Raw genomic sequence first — 19,699 nt, 5'->3', positions numbered from 1 at the left:
CTGTGCACCATCCTTGATCTGATGCCGGCAACTCGTGCCATCTGCCACGACGATCGCCCCCGCCGCACGCTCGCGCACCGCCGGCAGTAGTGACAGTTCCGCCATCGCCTGCGAGGCGGCATAGTGCTCCGCCTCGTAGCCGAAGCTGCCAGCCATACCGCAGCACGATGATTCCACCGTCAGCACTTTCAGCCCGGGAATCCACCCCAGCACGGTCTGCACCGGCGTAAATGCGTCGAATGCTTTCTGGTGGCAGTGGCCATGTACCAATGCTTCAGGCGCGTCCAACGCTTTCAACTGCAGCGACAAGCGGCCAGCCTTGCGCTCACGCACAAGAAACTCTTCGAACAGGAAGGCGTGGTCAGCCAGTTGCCGCGCGGCATCGCCATAGCCATAGGTCAGGAATTCGTCTCGCATGGAGAGCAGACACGACGGCTCCAGCCCGACAATGGCAACGCCGCGCTCCAGGTACGGGCGCAATGCATCCAGCGTGCGGCGCGCCTCTGCCTTGGCCTCGTCGACCAAGCCGGCGGCGAGGAACGTGCGGCCACAGCAAAGTGGGCGTTCGCCGGGGCGCACGTTGAAGTGCACGGTGTAGCCGGCGGCTTCGAGCACGGCCTGCGCGGCGCGTGCATTCTCGGGCTCCTGCGTATTGCTGAAGGTATCAACAAAGAGCAGGACATCACGCGTGGCTGACTCGGCTGGCGCGACCGTTGCACGCACATCAGACAGGAACGGCTTGGCAAACCTCGGCAGCGAGCGCTGCGGCGCCAGGCCCATCCATTGTTTGACGCGGCCCGAGACAAACGGCACGCCATCGGCCAGCGCCAACACCCCACGTAAGCGCGTGGCCCAGGGTGCATAGCGCGGCAGATAGGCGACCAGGCGTTCACGCAGCGTGGTGCCGTGTGCGCGGTTCCACGCGTGGCGCGCCTCGATCTTGAAGCGTGCCATGTCAACGCCGGTCGGGCAGTCGCGCTTGCAGCCCTTGCACGATACACACAGGTCCAACGCGGCCTTCACGTCTTCACTGGCCAACCCATCGGGACCCAGCTGGCCCGACACCGCCAGACGCAGCGTGTTGGCCCGGCCACGCGTCACGTGCTGCTCGTCACGCGTGACGCGGTAGCTCGGGCACATGGTGCCGGCGTCAAACTTGCGGCAATGGCCGTTGTTGTTGCACATCTCTACGGCAGAAGCGAGACCGTGCGACAGATCCGTACCGGTGCCGGGTGCGGTTTCCTCCCCCGTGAGCGGATCGCGCTTGACGTTCCATGCCGACCAATCCAGCGCAGGCCGCATCGGCATGGCCGAATAGCCCGGCGCAAACCGGAAATGCTCGCGCGCATCCATGCGCGGTGGGTTGACGATCTTGTCCGGGTTGAAGCGATTGTCGGGGTCGAACAGCGCCTTGATCTCAGCAAAGGCCGCGTTGATGCGCGGGCCGTATTGCCAGGCCACCCACTCGCCACGACACAGGCCGTCGCCGTGTTCACCTGAGTACGCGCCCTTGTACTCGCGCACCAGCGCGGCAGCCTCTTCGGCAATCTCGCGCATGCGCTTGGCGCCATCGCGGCGCATGTCGAGAATCGGCCGCACATGCAACGTGCCGACGCTGGCGTGGGCGTACCACGTGCCTTCGGTCTCGTGCTTGTGGAAGACCTCGGTCAGCTTGCTCGTGTACTCAGCCAAATGTTCAAGCGGCACCGCACAGTCTTCAATGAAGGACACCGGCTTGCCGTCACCCTTCATGCTCATCATGATGTTCAGGCCGGCCTTGCGCACATCCCATAGCGCCTTCTGCGGGCCGGCCTCGGGTATCTTCACCACGCTGTCGGGCAGGCCCAGATCGGCCATCAGCTCGCTCAGACGATCGAGCTGCGCGAGCAGTGCATCCCGCGTCTCGCCGGCAAACTCCACCAGCAGGATGGCCTGCGGCTCGCCCACCAGCGCCTTCTCGATGACAGGCCGGAAGGCGGGGTTCTCCATCGACAGGTCGATCATCGTGCGATCGACCAGCTCCACCGCCACGGGCCTGAGCTTGACGATGTGCTGCGTCATGTCCATCGCCTGATAGAAGGTTGGGAAGTTCACGACCCCCAGCACCTTGTGCGCTGGTAGCGACGCCAGCTTGAGCGTGATCTGGCGGCTGTAGGCCAGCGTGCCCTCTGAGCCGACCAGGATGTGCGACAGGTTGGCGTGCCCATCGTCGGTGTAGGCGCGCGGGTTCTGGCAATCGAACAGATCGATGTTGTAGCCGGCCACACGGCGCAGCACCTTGGGCACGCGCTCGATGATCTCGTCGCGCTCACGTTGGGCGATGCGCTCCAGCCCGCGCAGCAGCTCAAACGTGCGGCCACCGGCAATCCCGTTGACGACCGAGCCGAAATGGCAATCGCTGCCGTCGGCCAGCACCGCATCGATGGCGAGCACGTTGTGCACCATGTTGCCGTACTCGATCGAGCGCGAACCGCACGAGTTGTTGCCCGCCATACCACCGATCGTGCATTGCGCGCCGGTCGACACATCCACCGGAAACCACAGCCCATGCGGTTTAAGCCACGCGTTCAGATGGTCCAACACGATGCCGGGTTCGACGGTAACCGTGCGTGCCTGCGCATCGAACTCGATCACACGGTTGAGCCACTTGCTGTTGTCGATGACAAGCGCCTCGCCCACGGTCTGGCCGCACTGGCTGGTGCCCGCACCGCGTGCCAGCACGGGAATCTTCTGGTCGCGCGCAATGTCGAGCGCGCGCAGCAGATCGGCCTGGTCGCGCGGCACGACCACGCCCAGCGGCATGATCTGGTAGATCGACGCGTCGGTCGCATAGCGGCCACGGCTGGCACGGTCAGCCAGCACATCGCCGCGCAGTTCCTTGCGCAGTCGGGCAAACAGTGGTGAAAGCGCCGCGCCCTGCGAGGGCACGAAGCGCACGGGTTGGAGCAATGAGGCGGGGGTGCTGGCGTTCATGGCGGAGCAAGTGAAGAACAGCGTTTCAGGCGAGCGTGAAGCCCACGGGCGGCAGGCCGTCGATACGGCCAAACACGGCGTTCGGGCCGGTTGCTGTGTCTGGGAAATGCATGCCCGTGTACGAGCCGGTGGTGACAAGCGTGCCGGACGGCAGCGTCATGCCGCGCTGCGTGGCGTGATTGACAAGCCAGGGCAGCAAGCGGCGCGGGTCCCCCGCGGGGTTGGCCGGCGCACAATCGACCACGTTGCGGCTGTTCACGGTGAATGACAGGCTCGGTGCCACGAATGGAAAATCCGCGCGATACGCCACCACCTCGCCCATGACCAACGCGCCGTGGTTCTGCAGATCGGCAAGCTGCGCGAACCGGTCGACGGCCGGCCACTCGTGGAAGCGGCTGGAGACGATCTCCACGGCGGCGGCCATGTAGGCGATGCCGTCCAGCACCTCGGCATCGTCGTACGGCTGCGCACGTGCAGCGAATGCGCGGCCAAAGCAGAAGGCGATCTCCAGTTCCAGCCCCAACGGGCGAAACGCATGCTGCGGCAACTTGGCGCCGTGAAAGTGCAAACCACTCTGGGGCAAGGGTGAGCACTGAATGGGCGCGTCCGGTCCTTTGGCGCCCACTTTCCATGCACCGATGGTGGTGCCGCGGGCAATCAGCAGCTGCGCTTGCGCGGCATACGCCGCCTCTGCGCTGGTGGGGATGAGTTCGTGCGGTAGCTCGGCAAATGCAACGCCGCCTTGCCAGCCGGCCGCAAGGCGTTCGGCCAAGGTCTCTGTGGAGTCGATCATGGGAAAGCGTGAGATTGGCGGGTGCCACCGCAGCGGCACCCGGTTGGCATCAGGTTCACATCAGGCCGGTGAACGTTCGGTGGCCACCGGTGCTGCGGGGGGATTGGCAAAGCGGCTCTCCGGCTGCATGCGGAAAGCCAGCACCACACCCAGGCCCATCAGCACCATGCTGCCGATGAAGGGCAGCTCCCAACTGCCGAAGCGGTCGATCACGTAGCCGGAGATAACCGGCGACAGGATGGCCGCCAGCGCGGAGCCCGAATTCATCATGCCGCTGGCCGTGCCCGAGTGTTCCGGTGCAATGTCCATCGGCACGGCCCACATCGGCCCGATCGTCATCTCGGCAAAGAAGAAGCCGGCAGCCAGACACGCCATCGATACATACAGGTCGTGCATGAACAGCAACGGCAGCAGCGACAGCATGGTCAGCAGCATGCACAGCGCCACCATCCAGCTGCGGGCACGCTTGAGGCTGCCGGTCCGGGCGTAGATCTTGTCAGTCACGATGCCGCCCAGCGTGTCGCCCACCACCCCAGCAAAGAAGACGGCTGAAGCGAACACGGCAGACTTCTTCAAGTCCAGCGAGTAGCTATGCAGGAAGTACTGCGGGATCCAGCTCAGGAACAGCCAGAGCGTCCAGCCGTAGCAAAAATAGACCACCGTCACGGGCGCCATGCGCTTGAACAACGGACCCCACGGCACGCTGGTCGGCTTCTGCTTGGGGGCAGGCAACACGTCGAGTTCCTGCTGCGTGATGCGCGGGTGGTCTTTCGGGTGCTCGGTGTAGACCAGCGCCCACAGCACCACCCAGACCAGGCTGATGACACCGCAGATATAGAACGACTCTCGCCAGCCATACACGGCCATGATGGCCACCACGGCGGCCGGGGCGACGGCATTGCCGACACGCGCGAACGCATGGGTGATGCCCTGCGCAAAGCCGCGCTTCTCGCGCGCCACCCAGCGCGACATGGCCGCCGTGGCCGCCGGGAAGGTCGCGCCTTCACCCAGGCCCAGCAGCAGCCGCGCGGCCAGCAGCGAGATCAGCCCACTCGCCATGCCTGTGAGCAGCGTGGCGATAGCCCACAGCACGCCGCACACCAGCAGCGTGCGGCGCGCGCCAAAGCGATCGCTCACCCAGCCGCCGATGATCTGGAACACAAGATACGGATACGCAAACGCGGAGAACACCAGCCCGATCTCCGTCTTGTTCAACCCGAACTCGTTGCCGAAGCCCGCAGCTGCGGTGCTCACATTCACGCGGTCGAGGTAGGTGACGAAATACATCACGCATAGCATCACCAGCACGACGTTGGTCGCTCGGAACAGCTTCATGTCTTGTCTCCTTGGTGGTGGGCCTGCAGCAGAGGCCGGCTCTTTGTCCGGCTGCTTGGTCGCTGAGCGATCGGGCGGGGCGCACGCCGCCCTGGCCACGCGCCGACTGAGTCGTACGGCGCAGCCATCGCTGTCTGCTGGAGGGGTGCTTCGTTTAGGAGGGCGCCGGTTGTGGGTCAGCGCCCTCGGGTTGGGAGAACGCTCAGGCAGCCGCGCGCAAGGCGGGCGTGTGCGTGTGCGAGGCCAGGTACTCCATCGCTGCGACCACGCCGCTGGCGGCCACCGGCACGCCGGCCAACTTGAGGCCCATCTCGCAACCGGTGAGCGTGGCCATCAGCGTGAGGTCGTTGCAATCGCCCAGGTGGCCGATGCGGAACATCGTGCCGCGAATCTTGCCCAGCGCCTGCCCCAGCGACATGTCGAAGCGTTCGTAGATGATCTTGCGCACGGCATCGGCATCCACGCCCTCGGGCATCATCACGCCGGTCAGCACGGGGCTATAGACAGCCGGGTCGGCACACTGGATCTGCAGGCCCCACGCACGCACCGCACGGCGCGTGGCTTCGGCCAAACGCTCGTGGCGCGCGAATACATTGTCCAGCCCCTCGCCCAGGATCATGTCGAGCGCTTCCGACAGGCCATAGAGCAGGTTCGTATTGGGTGTGTAGGGCCAGTAGCCATTCTTGTTGGCTTCGATGATCTCTTCCCAGCCCCAGAACGCGCGCGGCAGTTTGGCGTGCTTGCTGGCCGCGATGGCCTTGGCAGACAGCGCGTTGAAGCTGATGCCCGGCGGCAGCATCAACCCTTTCTGCGAACCGGAAACGGTCACGTCCACGCCCCACTCGTCATGGCGATAGTCGGCCGAGGCCAGGCCCGAGATGGTGTCGACCAGCAGCAGCGCCGGGTGGCTCGCCGCATCGATGGCACGGCGCACCGCTGCGATGTTGGACGTCACGCCCGTCGACGTTTCGTTGTGCACCACGCAAACGGCCTTGATGGTGTGCGCGGTATCCGCACGCAGGCGCGCTTCAATCATGTCGGCCTGCACGCCACGCCGCCAACCCTCGATACCAGGCAAGCCGATGAACTCGGGCTTCAGGCCCAGCGCCTCGGCCATCTTCTTCCACAGCGTGGCGAAGTGGCCCGTCTCGTACATCAGCACCGTATCGCCGGGGCTCAACGTATTGGTGAGCGCGGCTTCCCACGCGCCAGTACCAGAGGCCGGATAGATGATCACCGGCTGCTCAGTCTTGAAGATCTTCTTGATGTCAGCCAGCACCTTGCGGCCCAGCGCGCCGAACTCCGGACCGCGGTGGTCGATGGTCGGATAGCTCATCGCCCGCAGGATGCGGTCGGGCACCGGGCTCGGCCCCGGAATCTGCAGAAAGTGGCGGCCGGCGGGATGGAAATCGAGTTGCAGCATCGCTGTCTTGTCTCCGTGGTTGAATCTTGAATTTTGCATGCAAAATACTCTATCAGAGAGTGCCGACGGATTCCAAGCTAAGAATTTGCCGAAAATGACGGTGTTTACCCGACGTTTGCAGTGCAATATGCGGTTGGAGCGAGTTGCAGTAAAATCATTGCAAGCAAGAAGAAAGGACTTTGCATGCAAGATTCAGAAGAAATGGGCGTGAGCAGCAGTGCGCCGGCACTGCCCCGGCTGGAGCGCCAGCGCCTGCATGACACCGTGGTCGAGCACCTGCGCAAGTTCATCGTGGAAGGCGTGCTGGCGCCGGGCATGCGCCTGAACGAGCGCGAACTGTGCGAGACGCTGGGCATCTCGCGTACGCCACTGCGCGAGGCATTCAAGGTGCTGGCGGCCGAGGGGCTGCTCGTGCTGTCGCCCAACCGCGGCGCGAGCGTCTACCGCATGAGCGAATCGGAGATCCGCGAGACATTTGAATTGATGTCGGGGCTGGAGGCGTTTTCCGGTGAGCTGGCCTGCGAGCGCATCACCCCCGTGGAGCTGGCCGAGATCAAGGCGCTGCACTACGCCATGCTGGCCTGCCGCGCGCAGAACGACCTGCCGGGCTACTACAGCCGCAACCAGGAAATCCACAACCGCATCAACGAGGCGGCGCGCAACTCGGCGCTGCGCAACACGTATGACGCGATCAACCGCCGCATCATGTCGATGCGCTTTCGCTCCAACCAGCACGTCGATAAGTGGGACCGCGCCGTGCACGATCACGAAGAGATGATCAAGGCGCTGGAAGCGCGCGACGGCAAGGCACTGGCGGGCATCCTGCGCCGCCACCTGCTGGAAAAGCGCGATGCCGTGCTGCAGATGTATCTGGAAGCGGAGCACGCACAAGGCGCGCGCAAGCTGGCATAGCCCGCAAGCCACAAACGGCCGGCACATGAATGCCGGCCGTCTTCACGCTGAACTGCTGATCAGGTACCGGTCTTCTGCACGACCTGCGCAACCTTGGCGCCGATCACCGTCCAGCGGCCATAGCGCTGCACCGCCGCCTCGTCAAAGTTGAAGCCGAGCCCTGCGCCGGTATGCAGCATGACGCGGCCCTGCTTGTGCTCCAGTTGCCGATCCACCAGGCGGCGGAAATTCAGTACCTGGTCATCCCAGAAGAATTCGACATAGCGCGCGTTGGGCGTGGCCGCCACCAGCGGTGCGTGCACATCGTGAAACCAATGCGGGCACATGACCACGCCGTAGCTGGCCGCCGTGGCCGCAATGCGTCGCCATTCGGTAATGCCGCCGCACACCACCGCATCGGTCTGCAGGATGGCTGCACCGCCCTTGTCCAGCAGCTCCTTGTGATACCAGCGGCCGTAGCCGATCTCTCCGGTGGCCACCGGCACGCGCGTCAGCTTGGCCAGGCGCGCGTGGTTGTCAATGTCGTCGGGCGAGAACGGCTCTTCCACAAAGTACGGGTCGTATTGCTCGATGCGGCGCAGGTGCTGCAGCGCCTGCGTGGTGTCTTGCCAGCCGTTGTTGATGTCGAGCATCAGCTCAACGTCCGGGCCGATGGCTTCACGCGCGGCTCGCACGCGCTTCTCTTCTTCCACGGGGCTCAGGCGGCCGGCCTTCATCTTCACGGCCTTGAAGCCCATGGCCACGTACGAGGCCATTTCCTCGCCCAGCATTTCAGGCGTCTTGCCATCCAGGTAGTAGCCGCCGCTGGCGTAGGCCGGCACGCTCTCCAGCTCGACCGCGCCCAGGTATTTGTGCAGCGGCACGCCGTGCGAGCGCGCGTTGAGATCCCACAGCGCGGTGTCCAGAATACTGAGCGCGCGCATAACGCAGCCGGCGCGGCCGTGCAGCAGCGCCTCCTGATACATCGTCTGCCACAAACCCTCGACGGCGTAGCTGTCCTTGCCGATCAGCACCGGCGCCAGCAGTTGCTCGACCGCCGCGCGCAGCACATCGCCACCCGCGTGGCCGACATAGCAAAAACCGATGCCTTCCACGCCGTCGGTCGACCTGACCTTGACCAGGCCGTACTGACGCTGCGCCACCGTGCGCGTGGCAAACGACGTCACACGATCCAACGGCACGCTGGCTACGCAGACCGAAACGGACTCAATTGTTGGCATTGCACTCTCCTCCAGTTAGCCGGCCACGACTGCAGCCGATGCGGGAAAGTGTGGAGTTTCAAGTCCGTCAGAAACAGTATCCTTTGCCTTCTTGAAACGATAGAAATTTTATCGATGGACTCCCGATACCTGCAGAGCTTTGTCCACGTGATTGAACTCGGGTCCATTGCGGAGGCGGCCCGGCGGCTCGACCTGACACCGGCTGCCGTGTCCCAGCGCATCAAGATGCTGGAGGACGAACTAGGCGTGCCGCTCGTGCGCCGCTCGGGCCGCACCGTTGCCGCCACGGAGGCGGGCGAACGCATTCTGGAGCGCGCGCGCGGCGTGCTACGCGGCATCCGGGATCTGCAATCCGATCTGTCCGATGCAACGGCGCTGACCGGGCAACTGCGGCTGGGCGGCACGCCCACCATGATGACGAGCCTGATCCCCGATGTGCTGGCCAAGCTGCTGGCCGCGCATCCGCAGATCGACCTCTACCTGGAGCCCGGCAACTCCAATGATCTCTACCGCAAAGTCGTCGACGGCGACCTCGATGCCGCGCTGCTGGTGCAGCCGCTATTTGATCTGCCCAAGAGTTGTGGATGGCAGACCTTGCGTGAGGAACCGCTGGTGCTGCTGACCACCGCCGCCATGCACGTCGATGATCCGCACACCGTGCTGCAAACCCAACCCTTCATCCGCTATGACCGCAGTGCTGTCGGCGGGCAGCTTGCCGATGGCTATCTGCGCCAGCACGGCATCAAGCCGCATCAGCGGTGCGAGCTGGACGGGCTCGATTCCATTGCCGTGCTGGTGGACCGCGGGCTGGGTGTGTCGCTCGTGCCCGATTGGCTGATGACGCGGTTTGCGGGGCTGTCGCTGGCTAGGTGGCCCATGCCTCATCCGTTCCCGAAGCGGGTGGTCGGCATGCTGTGGGGGCGCACGTCGGTGCGCATCCGCCTGGTGCAGGCCTTCCTGCAGACCGCGCTGACGCTGCCCCACTAGCGCCCAACCCGCGCCCGCCGAACATCAAAATTTCTACTGTCTGAAGCAAGGAGACCGTGCTTCTTCATGGCGTTTGGGCACGCAATACTGCCCAAAACCCAAGCGGCCATCGGCGTTCATCAGCAACGACCAGCCGCTGCCTGAAGGAGACATCACGATGACTGTGCCCTCCGCCGCGCTGCGCGGCGTGCTCTCGCCTGTGCTAACGCCGTTCCTGGCGGACGGCTCACCCTCCCTTGAACACCTGGTCCGACATTGCCGCTGGTTGCTGGCGCGCGATGTGGGGTTGGCGCTGTTCGGTACGAACTCTGAGGCGAATTCCCTCTCATGCGCAGAGAAGCGCGACCTGCTGGATGGGCTGATCGACGCCGGCCTGCCGCCCGCCCGCATGCTGCCCGGCACGGGCGCATGTGCCCTGCCCGACGCCATCGCCCTGACCCGCCACGCCGTGACGCGCGGATGCGCCGGCGTGCTGATGCTGCCGCCGTTCTTCTACAAAGGCGTGAGCGATGAAGGCCTGTTCCGCGGCTTCGCGCAGGTGATCGAAGCCGTGGCCGATGCGCGACTGCGCGTGGTTCTGTATCACATCCCCCTGGTGGCGCAGGTCGGCATCAGCATGGCGCTGATTGAGCGGTTGCTCAACGCTTTTCCCGGCACGATTGCAGGCATCAAGGACAGCGGCGGTGATTGGGATCACACCGCACGCTTGATCGAGACATTCCAGTCCGATGCGTTCTCCGTATTCGCGGGCAATGAAACCGTGCTGCTGCGCACGCTGCAGCACGGCGGCGCGGGTTGCATCACGGCCACCGGCAACATCAACCCCGACGCGATCATGCGGCTCGTGCGCGAATGGCAACTGCCCGATGCGCAGGCCCAGCAGCACGCGCTCAATGCCACGCGGGCAATCTTCCAGCAGTACCCGATCATCCCAGCGATGAAGGCAGCCATGGCGTGGCAATCCGCCGACGAGACCTGGACACGCGTGCGCCCGCCGCTGGTTGAACTGGACACGCGGCAACGCCTGGATCTGGAGGACCACCTGGCGCGCGCCGGCTTCGTCATCCCCGACGCGCATGCACTGGCCTGCGAGCCGGCATGCGCTGACAGTCAATAAGCAACAAGCACCACACACAACAAACGACTCGCGCAGCGGAACCGACTGCGCGGGCACATCAGGAGACCACCATGTTCATGCGCACTTCCATGCCGCCGCTGGCCATTGCCAGCCCGGCCGACACCGCCTTCCGGCGTGTGGCATTCCGCCTCATGCCGCTGCTATTCCTCGGGTATGTCGTTGCCTACCTCGACCGCGTCAACGTGGGCTTTGCCAAGCTGCAGATGCTCAGCAGCCTGCACCTGAGCGAAGCCGCCTACGGGCTGGGCGCAGGGCTGTTCTTCCTGGGCTACTTCTTCTTCGAGGTGCCGAGCAACCTGATGCTGCACCGCGTGGGCGCACGCCGCTGGATCGCGCGGATCATGGTCACCTGGGGCGTGCTGTCGCTCATGACCGCATGGGTGCAGACGCCCACACAGTTCTATGTGCTGCGCTTCCTGCTGGGCGTGGCCGAAGCCGGGTTCTTTCCGGGAATGATTCTGTACCTCACGTACTGGTTTCCGTCGCACCGGCGCGGGCGCATGACGGCGCTGCTGATGGCGGGCAACCCCGTCGCAGGGCTGGTTGGCGGGCCGGTATCGGGCAGCATCATGTCGGCCATGCATGACGTGTCGGGCATGGCCGGCTGGCAGTGGCTGTTCATCCTGGAGGCACTGCCCTCCATCGTGCTGGGCGCGGTCATCTTCTTCCTGCTGGATGACCGCGTGGCCGATGCACGCTGGCTGAGCGCCGACGAGAAGCAACTGGTGCAAGCCGAAATCGATGCAGACGGCCCCACGCGCACGCACGGCACGGTGCGCGCCGTGTTCCTCTCGGGCCGTGTATGGCTGCTGTGCCTGATCCTGTTCGGCATCGTCATGGGCTCCTACGCCATCGGCTTCTGGCAGCCGAGCGTGATCCGCAGCAGTGGTGTCGACGAGCCCTGGGTAATCGGCCTGCTGACGATGATTCCGTACTCGGCCGCCGTGCTCGCCATGATCGTCACCAGCCGCCATGCGGATCGCACACGTGAACGCCGCTGGCATGTGGCCTGCCCGGCGTGGATCGCCAGCGTGGGGTTCCTGGTTTGTGCCACCAACGGCAACGATGCGGTGTTGTCGATGGTCGGGCTCACGCTGGCGGCGGTGGGCGTCATCACTGCACTGCCGATGTTCTGGGCGCTGCCCACATCCTTCCTGGGCGGTGCCGGTGCGGCGGCGGGCATTGCGCTCATCAACTGCGTCGGCAACCTCGCGGGCTTCGTCAGCCCGGTGGTGATCGGCTGGCTGAAGACCGTAACGCACACGCTGTCTTCGGGGCTGCTGATCGTGGCGGCTACGCTGGCGTTGTCCGGGCTGCTGGTGGTGCTGTGCGTGCCAGCCCGCGTGGTCAATCGCTAGTCAGGCGTCAGTCATGGCGCGAGCGGTGGAGCGAGCCTCAACGCTGCGCGCCCGCCCAGGCGCCTTCCTTGCTGAACCACTCCGTCAGAAAGTCAATGAACGCGCTCACCTTGGCCGACAGATTGGCGCGCTCCGGGTACACCGCAAAGATGTCGGCCACGGGCAGTGCCCAGTCGGCCAGCACCGGGACCAGGCGTCCTGCGCGCACGTGCTCGTGGATGTCCCACTCCGAGCGCATCAGGATTCCATAGCCGGCCAGTGCCCACAGCACGCCGGTCTCGCCGTCGTTGGTGCTCAGTACGCCGCGCACCTTGATGGTCTCCTGCTTGGTGGCGCGCGTGAGGTACCACGTGCCGTAGGCGGCATCGCTTTCGCGCAGCACGATGCACTGGTGCGATTGCAGATCACGTGGCACCTGCGGCACGCCCGCGCGCTTCAAATACTCGGGCGACGCGCACAGCAGCCGGCGGTTGCTGACGATCTTGCGCGCCACCATGCGTGAATCCGGCACCGTGCCGAACCAGATGCCGATGTCGAACGCCTTGTCGGCCAGGTTGACGGAGCGGTCGGTCAGCTCAAGCTGCAGCTCCACCTCGGGATAGCGCCGCGCAAACGCCACCACGGCCGGCGCGATATGCCGGCGCCCGAAGCCGAACGTCGCATTCACCCGCAGCAGCCCTTTGGGCGTGCCCCGGCTGCTGGAGACGGTCTGCTCCAGCTCCTGCAGCTCTTCGAGCAGCCGCGCGCCAGTGGCCAGATAGATCTCCCCTTCATGGGTGACGCTCAGCCGACGTGTGGTGCGGTTGAGCAATCGCACCCCCAAGCGCTTCTCAAGCTGCGCCAACCGCGCGGTGATGGCAGGCGGCGTCACGCCGAGCTCGCGCGCCAGCGCCGCCAGCGAGCCTTGCTTGACCAGTTGGGTGAAAAACTCCAGATCCGATACGCGATCCATTATTCAATTTATATGAAGAATAGATAAATTTATCGGCTAATTATAAAACCGTTCTGCATGTCTACACTCCAGTTCGCCAGTGGTCCCGGCTCAATACCAATAGGCCCGGCTGACCACCCGAATTGGAGGAAGCATGGCAAAGACGCTGTATCAAAAGCTGGTGGAGTCACACACCGTTGCCCAGCTCGATGCGCAGAACGTGCTGCTCTACGCAGACCTGCACATCATGAACGAGTACACCAGCCCGCAAGCCTTTGCTGGGCTGGAGGAGGCAGGCCGGCCCGTGGCCGTGCCGGGCCAGCAGATGGCCGTGGTCGACCACATCATCCCCACGCACCCGGTGCGTGTGCGCGTCATCCAGGACCCGGCCTCTGCGCTGCAGGCGTCCAACCTGGCGAAGAACTGCAGCGAGCACGGCATCGTCCTGTTCGACACGAACGACGCGCTGCAAGGCATCGAGCACGTGATCGCGCCGGAGTTGGGCATGATCCGCCCCGGCATGGTGGTGCTCTGCGGAGACAGCCACACCACCACCTACGGCGCATTCGGCGCGCTGGGGTTCGGGATCGGCACGTCGGAGGTCGAGCACGTGCTGGCCACGCAAACGCTGGTCTACCGGCTGGCGCAGGACATGCGCATCCACGTGGATGGCGAATTGCACAACGGCGCCACTGCCAAAGATCTGATCCTGCACATCATCAGCCGCATCGGTGCGCAGGGTGCGCGCGGTTACGTGGTCGAGTTCACGGGCAGCGCCATTGCCGCGCTCTCCATGGAAGCCCGCATGACCCTGTGCAACATGGCCGTGGAAGCCGGTGCGCGCGGGGCGCTCATTGCACCCGATGCCAAGGCCACGCGCTACGTGCTGGAACATGCGCGCGACGTGGCCAACACGCATGTAAGCGCAGCGCTTGCCGACTGGCGCCAATTGTTCAGTGATGCCGACGCGCACTTCGATGCCGAACACCGCTTCGACGCCCGCGACGTTGCGCCGTACGTGACTTGGGGCACCAGCCCCGATCAGGCCATTCCCGTGACGGGCACGATCCCGCAGCCAGACGCGGCATCCGCCCAGGCCCTGCGCTACACGGGCCTGCAGGCCGGTACGGCCATCGAAGGTGTGCCCGTGCAACGCGTGTTTATCGGATCGTGTACGAACGCGCGCATCGAAGACCTGCGTGCCGTCGCGGCCATCGTGCGCGGCCGCCACGTGGCGCCAGGCGTGCGTGCGATGGTCGTGCCTGGCTCGGGCGCGGTGCGCCGCCAGGCTGAGCAGGAAGGGATTGCCGATGTGCTGAAAGCCAGCGGCTTTGAATGGCGCCAGCCGGGCTGCTCAATGTGCCTGGCCATGAACGATGACTTTCTCGCCCCCGGCGAGCGCTGCGCCTCCACCACCAACCGCAACTTTGAAGGGCGCCAGGGGCGCGGCGGCATCACGCACCTGATGAGCCCCGCCATGGCGGCCGCCGCGGCCATCACCGGCCGTATCACCGACGTCCGCCAACTGCAGGCACAGCAAGCCGAGGCCGCCCATGTCTGACACCCAACGCATCGAAGGCATCGCCGCGCCGCTGCCCACACCCAACCTCGACACCGATCAGATCATGCCCAAGCAGTTCCTGCGCGGCATCGACAAGGCCGGTCTAGACAAGGGCCTGCTCTACGACCTGCGCTACGACGCCGATCACCAGCCGCGCAGCACGTTCGTCCTCAACCAGCCGGCCTATCAAGGGGCCTCCATGCTGGTGGGCGGCAGCAATTTCGGTTGCGGCTCCAGCCGCGAGCACGCCGTGTGGGGCCTGCAGCAGTTCGGCATCCGGGCCGTCATCGCCCCGAGCTTTGGCGAGATCTTCTACAGCAACGCGATGAACAACCGCCTGCTGCTGGTGATGCTCGATGCGGCAGTGGTCGAACGCATCCTGGCCGACGTATCCAACCCCGCCACCAGCCACATCGCCATTGATGTGGAAACGATGACCGTGCGCAGCCACAGCGTCGAGGCAACGTTCTCATTGTCCGACCGCCATCGCCACATGTTCCTGCATGGCCTGGACATGATCGGCGCCACGCTGGCCCGCTGGGCCGAGATCGACGCCTTCCAGCAGACGCACTGGAAAACGCGCCCCTGGCTGCGCGACGTTGCGGCCACCACGCGCGCACGCCTCGCGGCAATGGCACCGGGCAGCAGCCTCTGAGGCTGGCCCAGCCCGTTCTCAACACGCACCGACAGCACCGGCGCTTCACCACCTCGCTCAAGACGAGGCGCGCCGTGCGTCAAACCAGGAGACAACCATGCAAGTATCCATCCAGGCACAAGACACGCGTGCCGGCCTGTGGCGCGCGTTGATCGACTACAGGATCGGCCCGCTGCCGCTGCCCGTGTACGTGACGATCGCTGTCATCACCGTACTGGCGGCACTCAACAAGAAGCTGCCCAATGACATGATCGGCGGCTTTGCCGTGCTGATGCTGCTCGGCTTCCTGCTGGGCGAAATCGGTGCGCGGCTGCCGGTGTTCAAGCACATTGGCGGCGCGGCCATCCTGTGCCTGTTCGTGCCGTCCGCGCTGGTCGGCTACAAGGTGATCGACCCGGAGATGATGAAGGCGCTGACCACCACCATGAAGACGGCCAACCTGCAGTATCTGTACATCGCGTGCCTGGTGGCCGGCAGCATCCTGGGCATGAGCCACCGCGTGCTGGTGCAGGGGTTCATGCGCATGTTCATCCCACTGCTGGTGGGTACGCTGGCGGGCATCGTGGCGGGCATCACCGTCGGATTGTTCTTCGGTTATGACCCGAAGCACACGTTCTTCTTCATTGTTGTCCCCATCGTTGGAGGCGGCATTGGTGAAGGCATCCTGCCGCTGTCGATCGGTTACGCAGAGATCCTGGGCCGGCCGCAGGCGGAACTGATTGCCATGCTGGTGCCGGCTGCATTGCTCGGCAACGTGGTCGCCATCCTATCCAGCGGTGTGCTCAAAACCCTGGGCGAGAAGCGGCCACACCTCAGCGGCAACGGCGATCTGGTCAAGTCCGGCAAAGACGCCGACCTGCTCACCAACAGCCACACCGATGTGCCCATCAACCTGAGCCTCATGGGCGCCGGCCTGATGATCAGTTGCGCGTTCTTCATCTTCGGCGCGCTGCTCGCAAAGTTCACGGGCATTCCGGGGCCGATCCTGATGATCATCAGCGCGGCGCTGCTGAAGGTGTCGAAGGTGCTGCCGCAGAAGATGGAGCTGGGCGCTTACCAGATGTACCGATTCGTCTCGACCAACCTGACGTTCGCCATCCTGGTCGGCCTGGGCGCGCTGTTTGTCTCGTGGAAGGAGCTGGTGGCCGCCTTCACACCGGGCTACTTCGCGATCTGCGCGGCGACGGTGCTGGCGCTGGTGGGCTCGGGCTTCTTCGTCGGCAAATGGTTGGGGTTGTATCCGGTGGAATCGGGCATCGTCACCGCGTGCCACAGCGGGCTGGGCGGCACCGGGGATGTTGCGATCCTCTCCGCCTCGAACCGCATGGGCTTGATGCCGTTTGCGCAGATCTCGACGCGCATTGGCGGGGCCGCCATGGTGGTGTGTGCAACGATTCTGCTCAAGTTCTTTCACTAAGCAACATGGCCAGCCCACCAGGACTGGCCAATCGCGAATCAATGGAGCCTGAGATCACCCCAGATCCAGCGGCACGAAAATCTTCGTATCATCCCGCTGCACCAGCAGCGCGACGTGTTTGCCGGCGCGGTCTACCAGCGTGCGCAGCTCCTGCGCCGACGACACCGGCGTACCGTTGAGCGACAGGATCACGTCCCCCGGCTGAATGCCGACCTTGGCAGCGGGGCCTGTCGCATCCATCACCACCAGCCCACCGGGCAGACCGCTCTGCCGCTTCTCTTCCGGTTGCAGCGGCCGCACGGCCAAACCCAGGCGCCCCTGATCCGGCGCGGCTTTCTCATTGGCAGCCACCTTCGTATCCTTGGCGGCGCCCACTGTTACCGACAACGTGGTCGGCTTGCCCTGGCGGATGATCTGCATCGGCACCGTGGTGCCCGGCTTGATCTCGGCCACCTGTTCTGGCAGGTCGCCCGAGTGGTCAATGCGGGCACCGTTGATCTGCAGGATCACGTCGCCAGCCTGCAGGCCAGCCTTGGCAGCGGGGCCATCGGCCTCCACCGAGTTGACAAGCGCGCCTTCAGGCTTGGGCAGCTTGAAGGAATCGGCCAGCGACTGGTCGACTTCCTGCACCGCAATGCCAAGGCGGCCGCGCGTGACCTTGCCGGTGGACACGAGCTGCTGCTCCACCTTCATCGCCACATCGATCGGGATGGCAAACGACAAGCCCTGGTAGCCGCCGGTCTGGCTGTAGATCTGCGAGTTGATGCCGATCACCTCACCACGCACGTTGAACAGCGGGCCACCCGAGTTGCCGGGGTTCACGGCCACATCGGTCTGGATGAAAGGCACATACGTGTCGTCTGGCAATGAACGCGACTTGGCGCTCACGATGCCCGCGGTGACCGTGTTATCAAAACCATACGGCGAGCCGATGGCCGCCACCGGCTCACCCACCTTGGTATTGGCCGGGTTGCCGATCTGCACGACAGGCAGGTTGCTGGCCGAGATGCGTAGCACGGCCACGTCGGATTGTTTGTCGACGCCCAGCACCTTGGCCTTGAACTCGCGGCGGTCAGTCAGCTTGACGTTGACCTCCTGCGCGCCATCCACCACGTGCGCGTTGGTCAGGATCAGCCCATCGGCCGAGACGATGAAGCCCGAGCCCAGCCCGCGCACGATCTGGTCGCCACGCTGCTGCGGCATCTGCGGCATGAAGCGCTTGAAGAATTCGGCAAACGGATCGTCCGGGCTCATGCCGGGCGGCAGGCCTTGCATGCTGGTGCGTTGCGCATGCGCGGTGGTGCTGATGTTGACCACTGCCGGGCCATAGCGCTCAACGATGCCGGAGAAGTCCATCGGCGCGGCCACGGCCATCGGGGCACCCACCTCAGCCGGCGCAGCCACCGGCGCCAGCGGTGCTGCCACCGCGTGCGAGATCATGTCCTTCTGCAGATAGGCGTAACCGCCTGCAACGGCCATCACAGCGGCCAGCGCAGCCGCGCTGCGTGTCAGGGTTTGACGCGTCATTGTCGTGTCCTCTCGTGCTGGGTACGCGGGCCACGACTGACAAGGTCGCCTGTCGTGCCCATCGATTGCCAACATCGTAGGCACGCAAACTTAATCGAGACTTAAATGCTCGGGCGTCACATGCAACAAAGTATTTCTGCGGAGTGACGGCTATGCGTCTGCCCTGAATGGAAAGCGCAGCACCACGCGCAAACCCCCGCCCTCTCGTTCCTCAAGTGCCAACGTGGCATCGTGCCCCTGTGCAATCTCGCGCACGATCGCCAGGCCCAGGCCGCTGCCGCCAGTAGGCGCCTGTGCGGGGCGGTAGAAGCGGTCGAGCACGCGCTCGCGCTCTTCAGCCGGAATGCCGGGGCCGTTGTCTTCCACCACCAATTGCACGCCACCGCCAGGCGTATGCCCCGTTGATACATCCACACGCGCGCCGCGCGGGCAATAGTTGAGTGCGTTGTCGACCAGGTTGACCAGCAGCACGCGCAGCGCATCGCCGTTGCCCGTCACAGAAGCGGGCTGGGACTCCATGGCAATGCCCAGGTCGATACCCTTGTGCATGGCCGCCGGTGACAGCTCGGCCACCACGTCGGCCGCCACTGCATCGAGTGCAACCGGCGTGCGCCGTGTATCTGCCGCGCCCGGCTCCTGCCGTGCGAGCGTCAGCAACTGGCCGACAAGGCGGATCATCCGTTCCACACCGCGATGCAGATCAGCGTGCGCAGCGCGGCGTTCGTCTTCGCTCTGCGCGCGGTCGGCCACCTGCAACTGCAGCTTGAGCGCGGCCAGCGGGGTACGCAGTGCATGCGCCGCATCGGCAACGAAGGCACGCTGATGCGCGAGTGCCGCACCCAGACGGGCTAGCAGATCATTCAGCGCGCTGGTAAGCGGGCGAATCTCATCCGGCAAACCTTGCGTGGGCAGCGGCGACAGCGCAGCGGCATCACGCGCCTGCACTTGCCTGGCGACCGAGCCCAGCGGCGCCAGCCCGCGCCCCACCGCCAGCCACACAATCCACCCCAGCAACGGCAGCAGAATCAACAACGGCGCCACCGTGCGCAGCGCCATGCGGGCGGCCACTTCGTGCCGTGCACTGTACGGCTGGGCGATCTGCACGACCGCCGGTCCATAGGCCACGCTGTAGACGCGCCATGGGCCCTCGGGCGTGCGCACATCCGAGAAGCCGAGTGCGGCGCGCTCGGGCAGGTCTGGGCGCGCGTGCGAAAGGTAGAGGCTACGGCCAGTGTCGTCCCAGATGCGGATCACCACGTCGTCATCCCCCGCAATGGCGGCCAGCGCGGGCGGCGGCGGATCGATCCACTGGCTCGGCAGCGCGGCGGCCACCTGCTGCATCTGGTAATCGAACAGCGCATTGGCTTCCTGGCGCGCCTGCGCGTAGATCAGGCCGGTCGCCACAACGATGGCCGCCAGCAGACCGCCGGCCAGCCACCACCGCAGGGTTTTTCGAATCGATTGCATCG

15 protein-coding genes are annotated in these 19,699 nt (G+C 65.0%); 7 read left to right on the top strand and 8 right to left on the bottom strand.

Features of this window, described 5'->3' with window-relative positions:
• The 4 genes from JHD73_RS02120 to JHD73_RS02105 all read right to left on the bottom strand — a co-directional run.
• Positions 1 to 2,973 (bottom strand): FAD-binding and (Fe-S)-binding domain-containing protein (locus JHD73_RS02120; protein WP_199027237.1); only part of this gene is annotated, 2,973 nt, incomplete at its 3' end.
• Between the two features lie 25 nt (positions 2,974 to 2,998).
• Entirely contained in the window at positions 2,999 to 3,766 is a 768-nt protein-coding gene (locus tag JHD73_RS02115; protein ID WP_199027235.1) for a fumarylacetoacetate hydrolase family protein, read from the bottom strand.
• Between the two features lie 60 nt (positions 3,767 to 3,826).
• Complete coding sequence (locus tag JHD73_RS02110) at positions 3,827 to 5,101, bottom strand: MFS transporter (RefSeq protein ID WP_199027226.1); 1,275 nt, start codon at positions 5,099 to 5,101, stop codon at positions 3,827 to 3,829.
• A gap of 202 nt (positions 5,102 to 5,303) precedes the next feature.
• Entirely contained in the window at positions 5,304 to 6,524 is a 1,221-nt protein-coding gene (locus JHD73_RS02105; RefSeq protein ID WP_199027224.1) for an alanine--glyoxylate aminotransferase family protein, read from the bottom strand.
• A gap of 183 nt (positions 6,525 to 6,707) precedes the next feature.
• Here JHD73_RS02105 and JHD73_RS02100 point away from each other — a divergent pair, with 183 nt between their 5' ends.
• A complete protein-coding gene (locus JHD73_RS02100; RefSeq protein ID WP_199027222.1) occupies positions 6,708 to 7,436 on the top strand; it encodes a GntR family transcriptional regulator in 729 nt (242 codons plus the stop codon).
• Positions 7,437 to 7,495: 59 nt separating this feature from the next.
• On the opposite strand, the gene JHD73_RS02095 is transcribed toward JHD73_RS02100, so the two are convergent.
• A complete protein-coding gene (locus tag JHD73_RS02095; RefSeq protein ID WP_199027220.1) occupies positions 7,496 to 8,656 on the bottom strand; it encodes a mandelate racemase/muconate lactonizing enzyme family protein in 1,161 nt (386 codons plus the stop codon).
• Positions 8,657 to 8,770: 114 nt separating this feature from the next.
• Between JHD73_RS02095 and JHD73_RS02090 the strand changes: the two genes are divergently transcribed.
• The 3 genes from JHD73_RS02090 (at position 8,771) to JHD73_RS02080 (ending at position 12,139) form a co-directional block, all read left to right on the top strand.
• A complete protein-coding gene (locus JHD73_RS02090; protein ID WP_199027218.1) occupies positions 8,771 to 9,643 on the top strand; it encodes a LysR family transcriptional regulator in 873 nt (290 codons plus the stop codon).
• 157 nt (positions 9,644 to 9,800) lie between these two features.
• Positions 9,801 to 10,760, top strand: a complete 960-nt coding sequence (locus tag JHD73_RS02085) for a dihydrodipicolinate synthase family protein (RefSeq protein WP_199027216.1) — start codon at positions 9,801 to 9,803, stop codon at positions 10,758 to 10,760.
• A 71-nt stretch (positions 10,761 to 10,831) separates the two neighbouring features.
• Positions 10,832 to 12,139 (top strand): MFS transporter, encoded by a 1,308-nt coding sequence (locus JHD73_RS02080; RefSeq protein WP_199027214.1) that lies wholly within the window; start codon positions 10,832 to 10,834, stop codon positions 12,137 to 12,139.
• Between the two features lie 37 nt (positions 12,140 to 12,176).
• Here the strand turns inward: JHD73_RS02080 and JHD73_RS02075 are convergent, their stop codons facing one another.
• Positions 12,177 to 13,091, bottom strand: a complete 915-nt coding sequence (locus tag JHD73_RS02075) for a LysR family transcriptional regulator (RefSeq protein ID WP_199027212.1) — start codon at positions 13,089 to 13,091, stop codon at positions 12,177 to 12,179.
• Positions 13,092 to 13,224: 133 nt separating this feature from the next.
• Between JHD73_RS02075 and leuC the strand changes: the two genes are divergently transcribed.
• The 3 genes from leuC (at position 13,225) to JHD73_RS02060 (ending at position 16,703) form a co-directional block, all read left to right on the top strand.
• Positions 13,225 to 14,631 carry a 3-isopropylmalate dehydratase large subunit gene (gene leuC, locus JHD73_RS02070; protein ID WP_199027210.1) on the top strand — a complete coding sequence of 469 codons (1,407 nt, stop codon included), beginning with the start codon at positions 13,225 to 13,227 and terminating at the stop codon, positions 14,629 to 14,631.
• A complete protein-coding gene (gene leuD, locus JHD73_RS02065) occupies positions 14,624 to 15,286 on the top strand; it encodes a 3-isopropylmalate dehydratase small subunit (protein ID WP_199027208.1) in 663 nt (220 codons plus the stop codon). The genes leuC and leuD overlap by 8 nt, the downstream gene beginning before the upstream one ends.
• Positions 15,287 to 15,383: 97 nt before the next feature.
• Positions 15,384 to 16,703 (top strand): 2-hydroxycarboxylate transporter family protein, encoded by a 1,320-nt coding sequence (locus tag JHD73_RS02060; RefSeq protein WP_199027206.1) that lies wholly within the window; start codon positions 15,384 to 15,386, stop codon positions 16,701 to 16,703.
• A gap of 54 nt (positions 16,704 to 16,757) precedes the next feature.
• On the opposite strand, the gene JHD73_RS02055 is transcribed toward JHD73_RS02060, so the two are convergent.
• Positions 16,758 to 18,230 carry a DegQ family serine endoprotease gene (locus tag JHD73_RS02055; protein ID WP_199027204.1) on the bottom strand — a complete coding sequence of 491 codons (1,473 nt, stop codon included), beginning with the start codon at positions 18,228 to 18,230 and terminating at the stop codon, positions 16,758 to 16,760.
• A gap of 150 nt (positions 18,231 to 18,380) precedes the next feature.
• The gene (locus tag JHD73_RS02050) at positions 18,381 to 19,697 is read right to left on the bottom strand and encodes a HAMP domain-containing sensor histidine kinase (RefSeq protein WP_199027201.1); all 1,317 of its coding nucleotides are present in this window, start codon (positions 19,695 to 19,697) and stop codon (positions 18,381 to 18,383) included.
• Positions 19,698 to 19,699: the final 2 nt, after the last annotated feature.

The organism is Ralstonia sp. ASV6 (genome assembly GCF_016429285.1).
In the GTDB taxonomy this organism is placed as follows: Bacteria; Pseudomonadota; Gammaproteobacteria; order Burkholderiales; family Burkholderiaceae; genus Ralstonia; species Ralstonia flaminis.
The sequence above is the reverse complement of the archived record's forward strand: the minus strand, read 5'-3'. Positions and strand labels throughout refer to the sequence as shown.

Bases quoted from the DNA above. Each gene is read 5' to 3' on its own strand.
- JHD73_RS02115 (WP_199027235.1), bottom strand. From the start codon at position 3,766: ATGATCGACTCCACAGAGACCTTGGCCGAACGCCTTGCGGCCGGCTGG.
- JHD73_RS02110 (WP_199027226.1), bottom strand. From the start codon at position 5,101: ATGAAGCTGTTCCGAGCGACCAACGTCGTGCTGGTGATGCTATGCGTG.
- JHD73_RS02105 (WP_199027224.1), bottom strand. From the start codon at position 6,524: ATGCTGCAACTCGATTTCCATCCCGCCGGCCGCCACTTTCTGCAGATT.
- JHD73_RS02100 (WP_199027222.1), top strand. From the start codon at position 6,708: ATGCAAGATTCAGAAGAAATGGGCGTGAGCAGCAGTGCGCCGGCACTG.
- JHD73_RS02095 (WP_199027220.1), bottom strand. From the start codon at position 8,656: ATGCCAACAATTGAGTCCGTTTCGGTCTGCGTAGCCAGCGTGCCGTTG.
- JHD73_RS02090 (WP_199027218.1), top strand. From the start codon at position 8,771: ATGGACTCCCGATACCTGCAGAGCTTTGTCCACGTGATTGAACTCGGG.
- JHD73_RS02085 (WP_199027216.1), top strand. From the start codon at position 9,801: ATGACTGTGCCCTCCGCCGCGCTGCGCGGCGTGCTCTCGCCTGTGCTA.
- JHD73_RS02080 (WP_199027214.1), top strand. From the start codon at position 10,832: ATGTTCATGCGCACTTCCATGCCGCCGCTGGCCATTGCCAGCCCGGCC.
- JHD73_RS02075 (WP_199027212.1), bottom strand. From the start codon at position 13,091: ATGGATCGCGTATCGGATCTGGAGTTTTTCACCCAACTGGTCAAGCAA.
- leuC (WP_199027210.1), top strand. From the start codon at position 13,225: ATGGCAAAGACGCTGTATCAAAAGCTGGTGGAGTCACACACCGTTGCC.
- leuD (WP_199027208.1), top strand. From the start codon at position 14,624: ATGTCTGACACCCAACGCATCGAAGGCATCGCCGCGCCGCTGCCCACA.
- JHD73_RS02060 (WP_199027206.1), top strand. From the start codon at position 15,384: ATGCAAGTATCCATCCAGGCACAAGACACGCGTGCCGGCCTGTGGCGC.
- JHD73_RS02055 (WP_199027204.1), bottom strand. From the start codon at position 18,230: ATGACGCGTCAAACCCTGACACGCAGCGCGGCTGCGCTGGCCGCTGTG.
- JHD73_RS02050 (WP_199027201.1), bottom strand. From the start codon at position 19,697: ATGCAATCGATTCGAAAAACCCTGCGGTGGTGGCTGGCCGGCGGTCTG.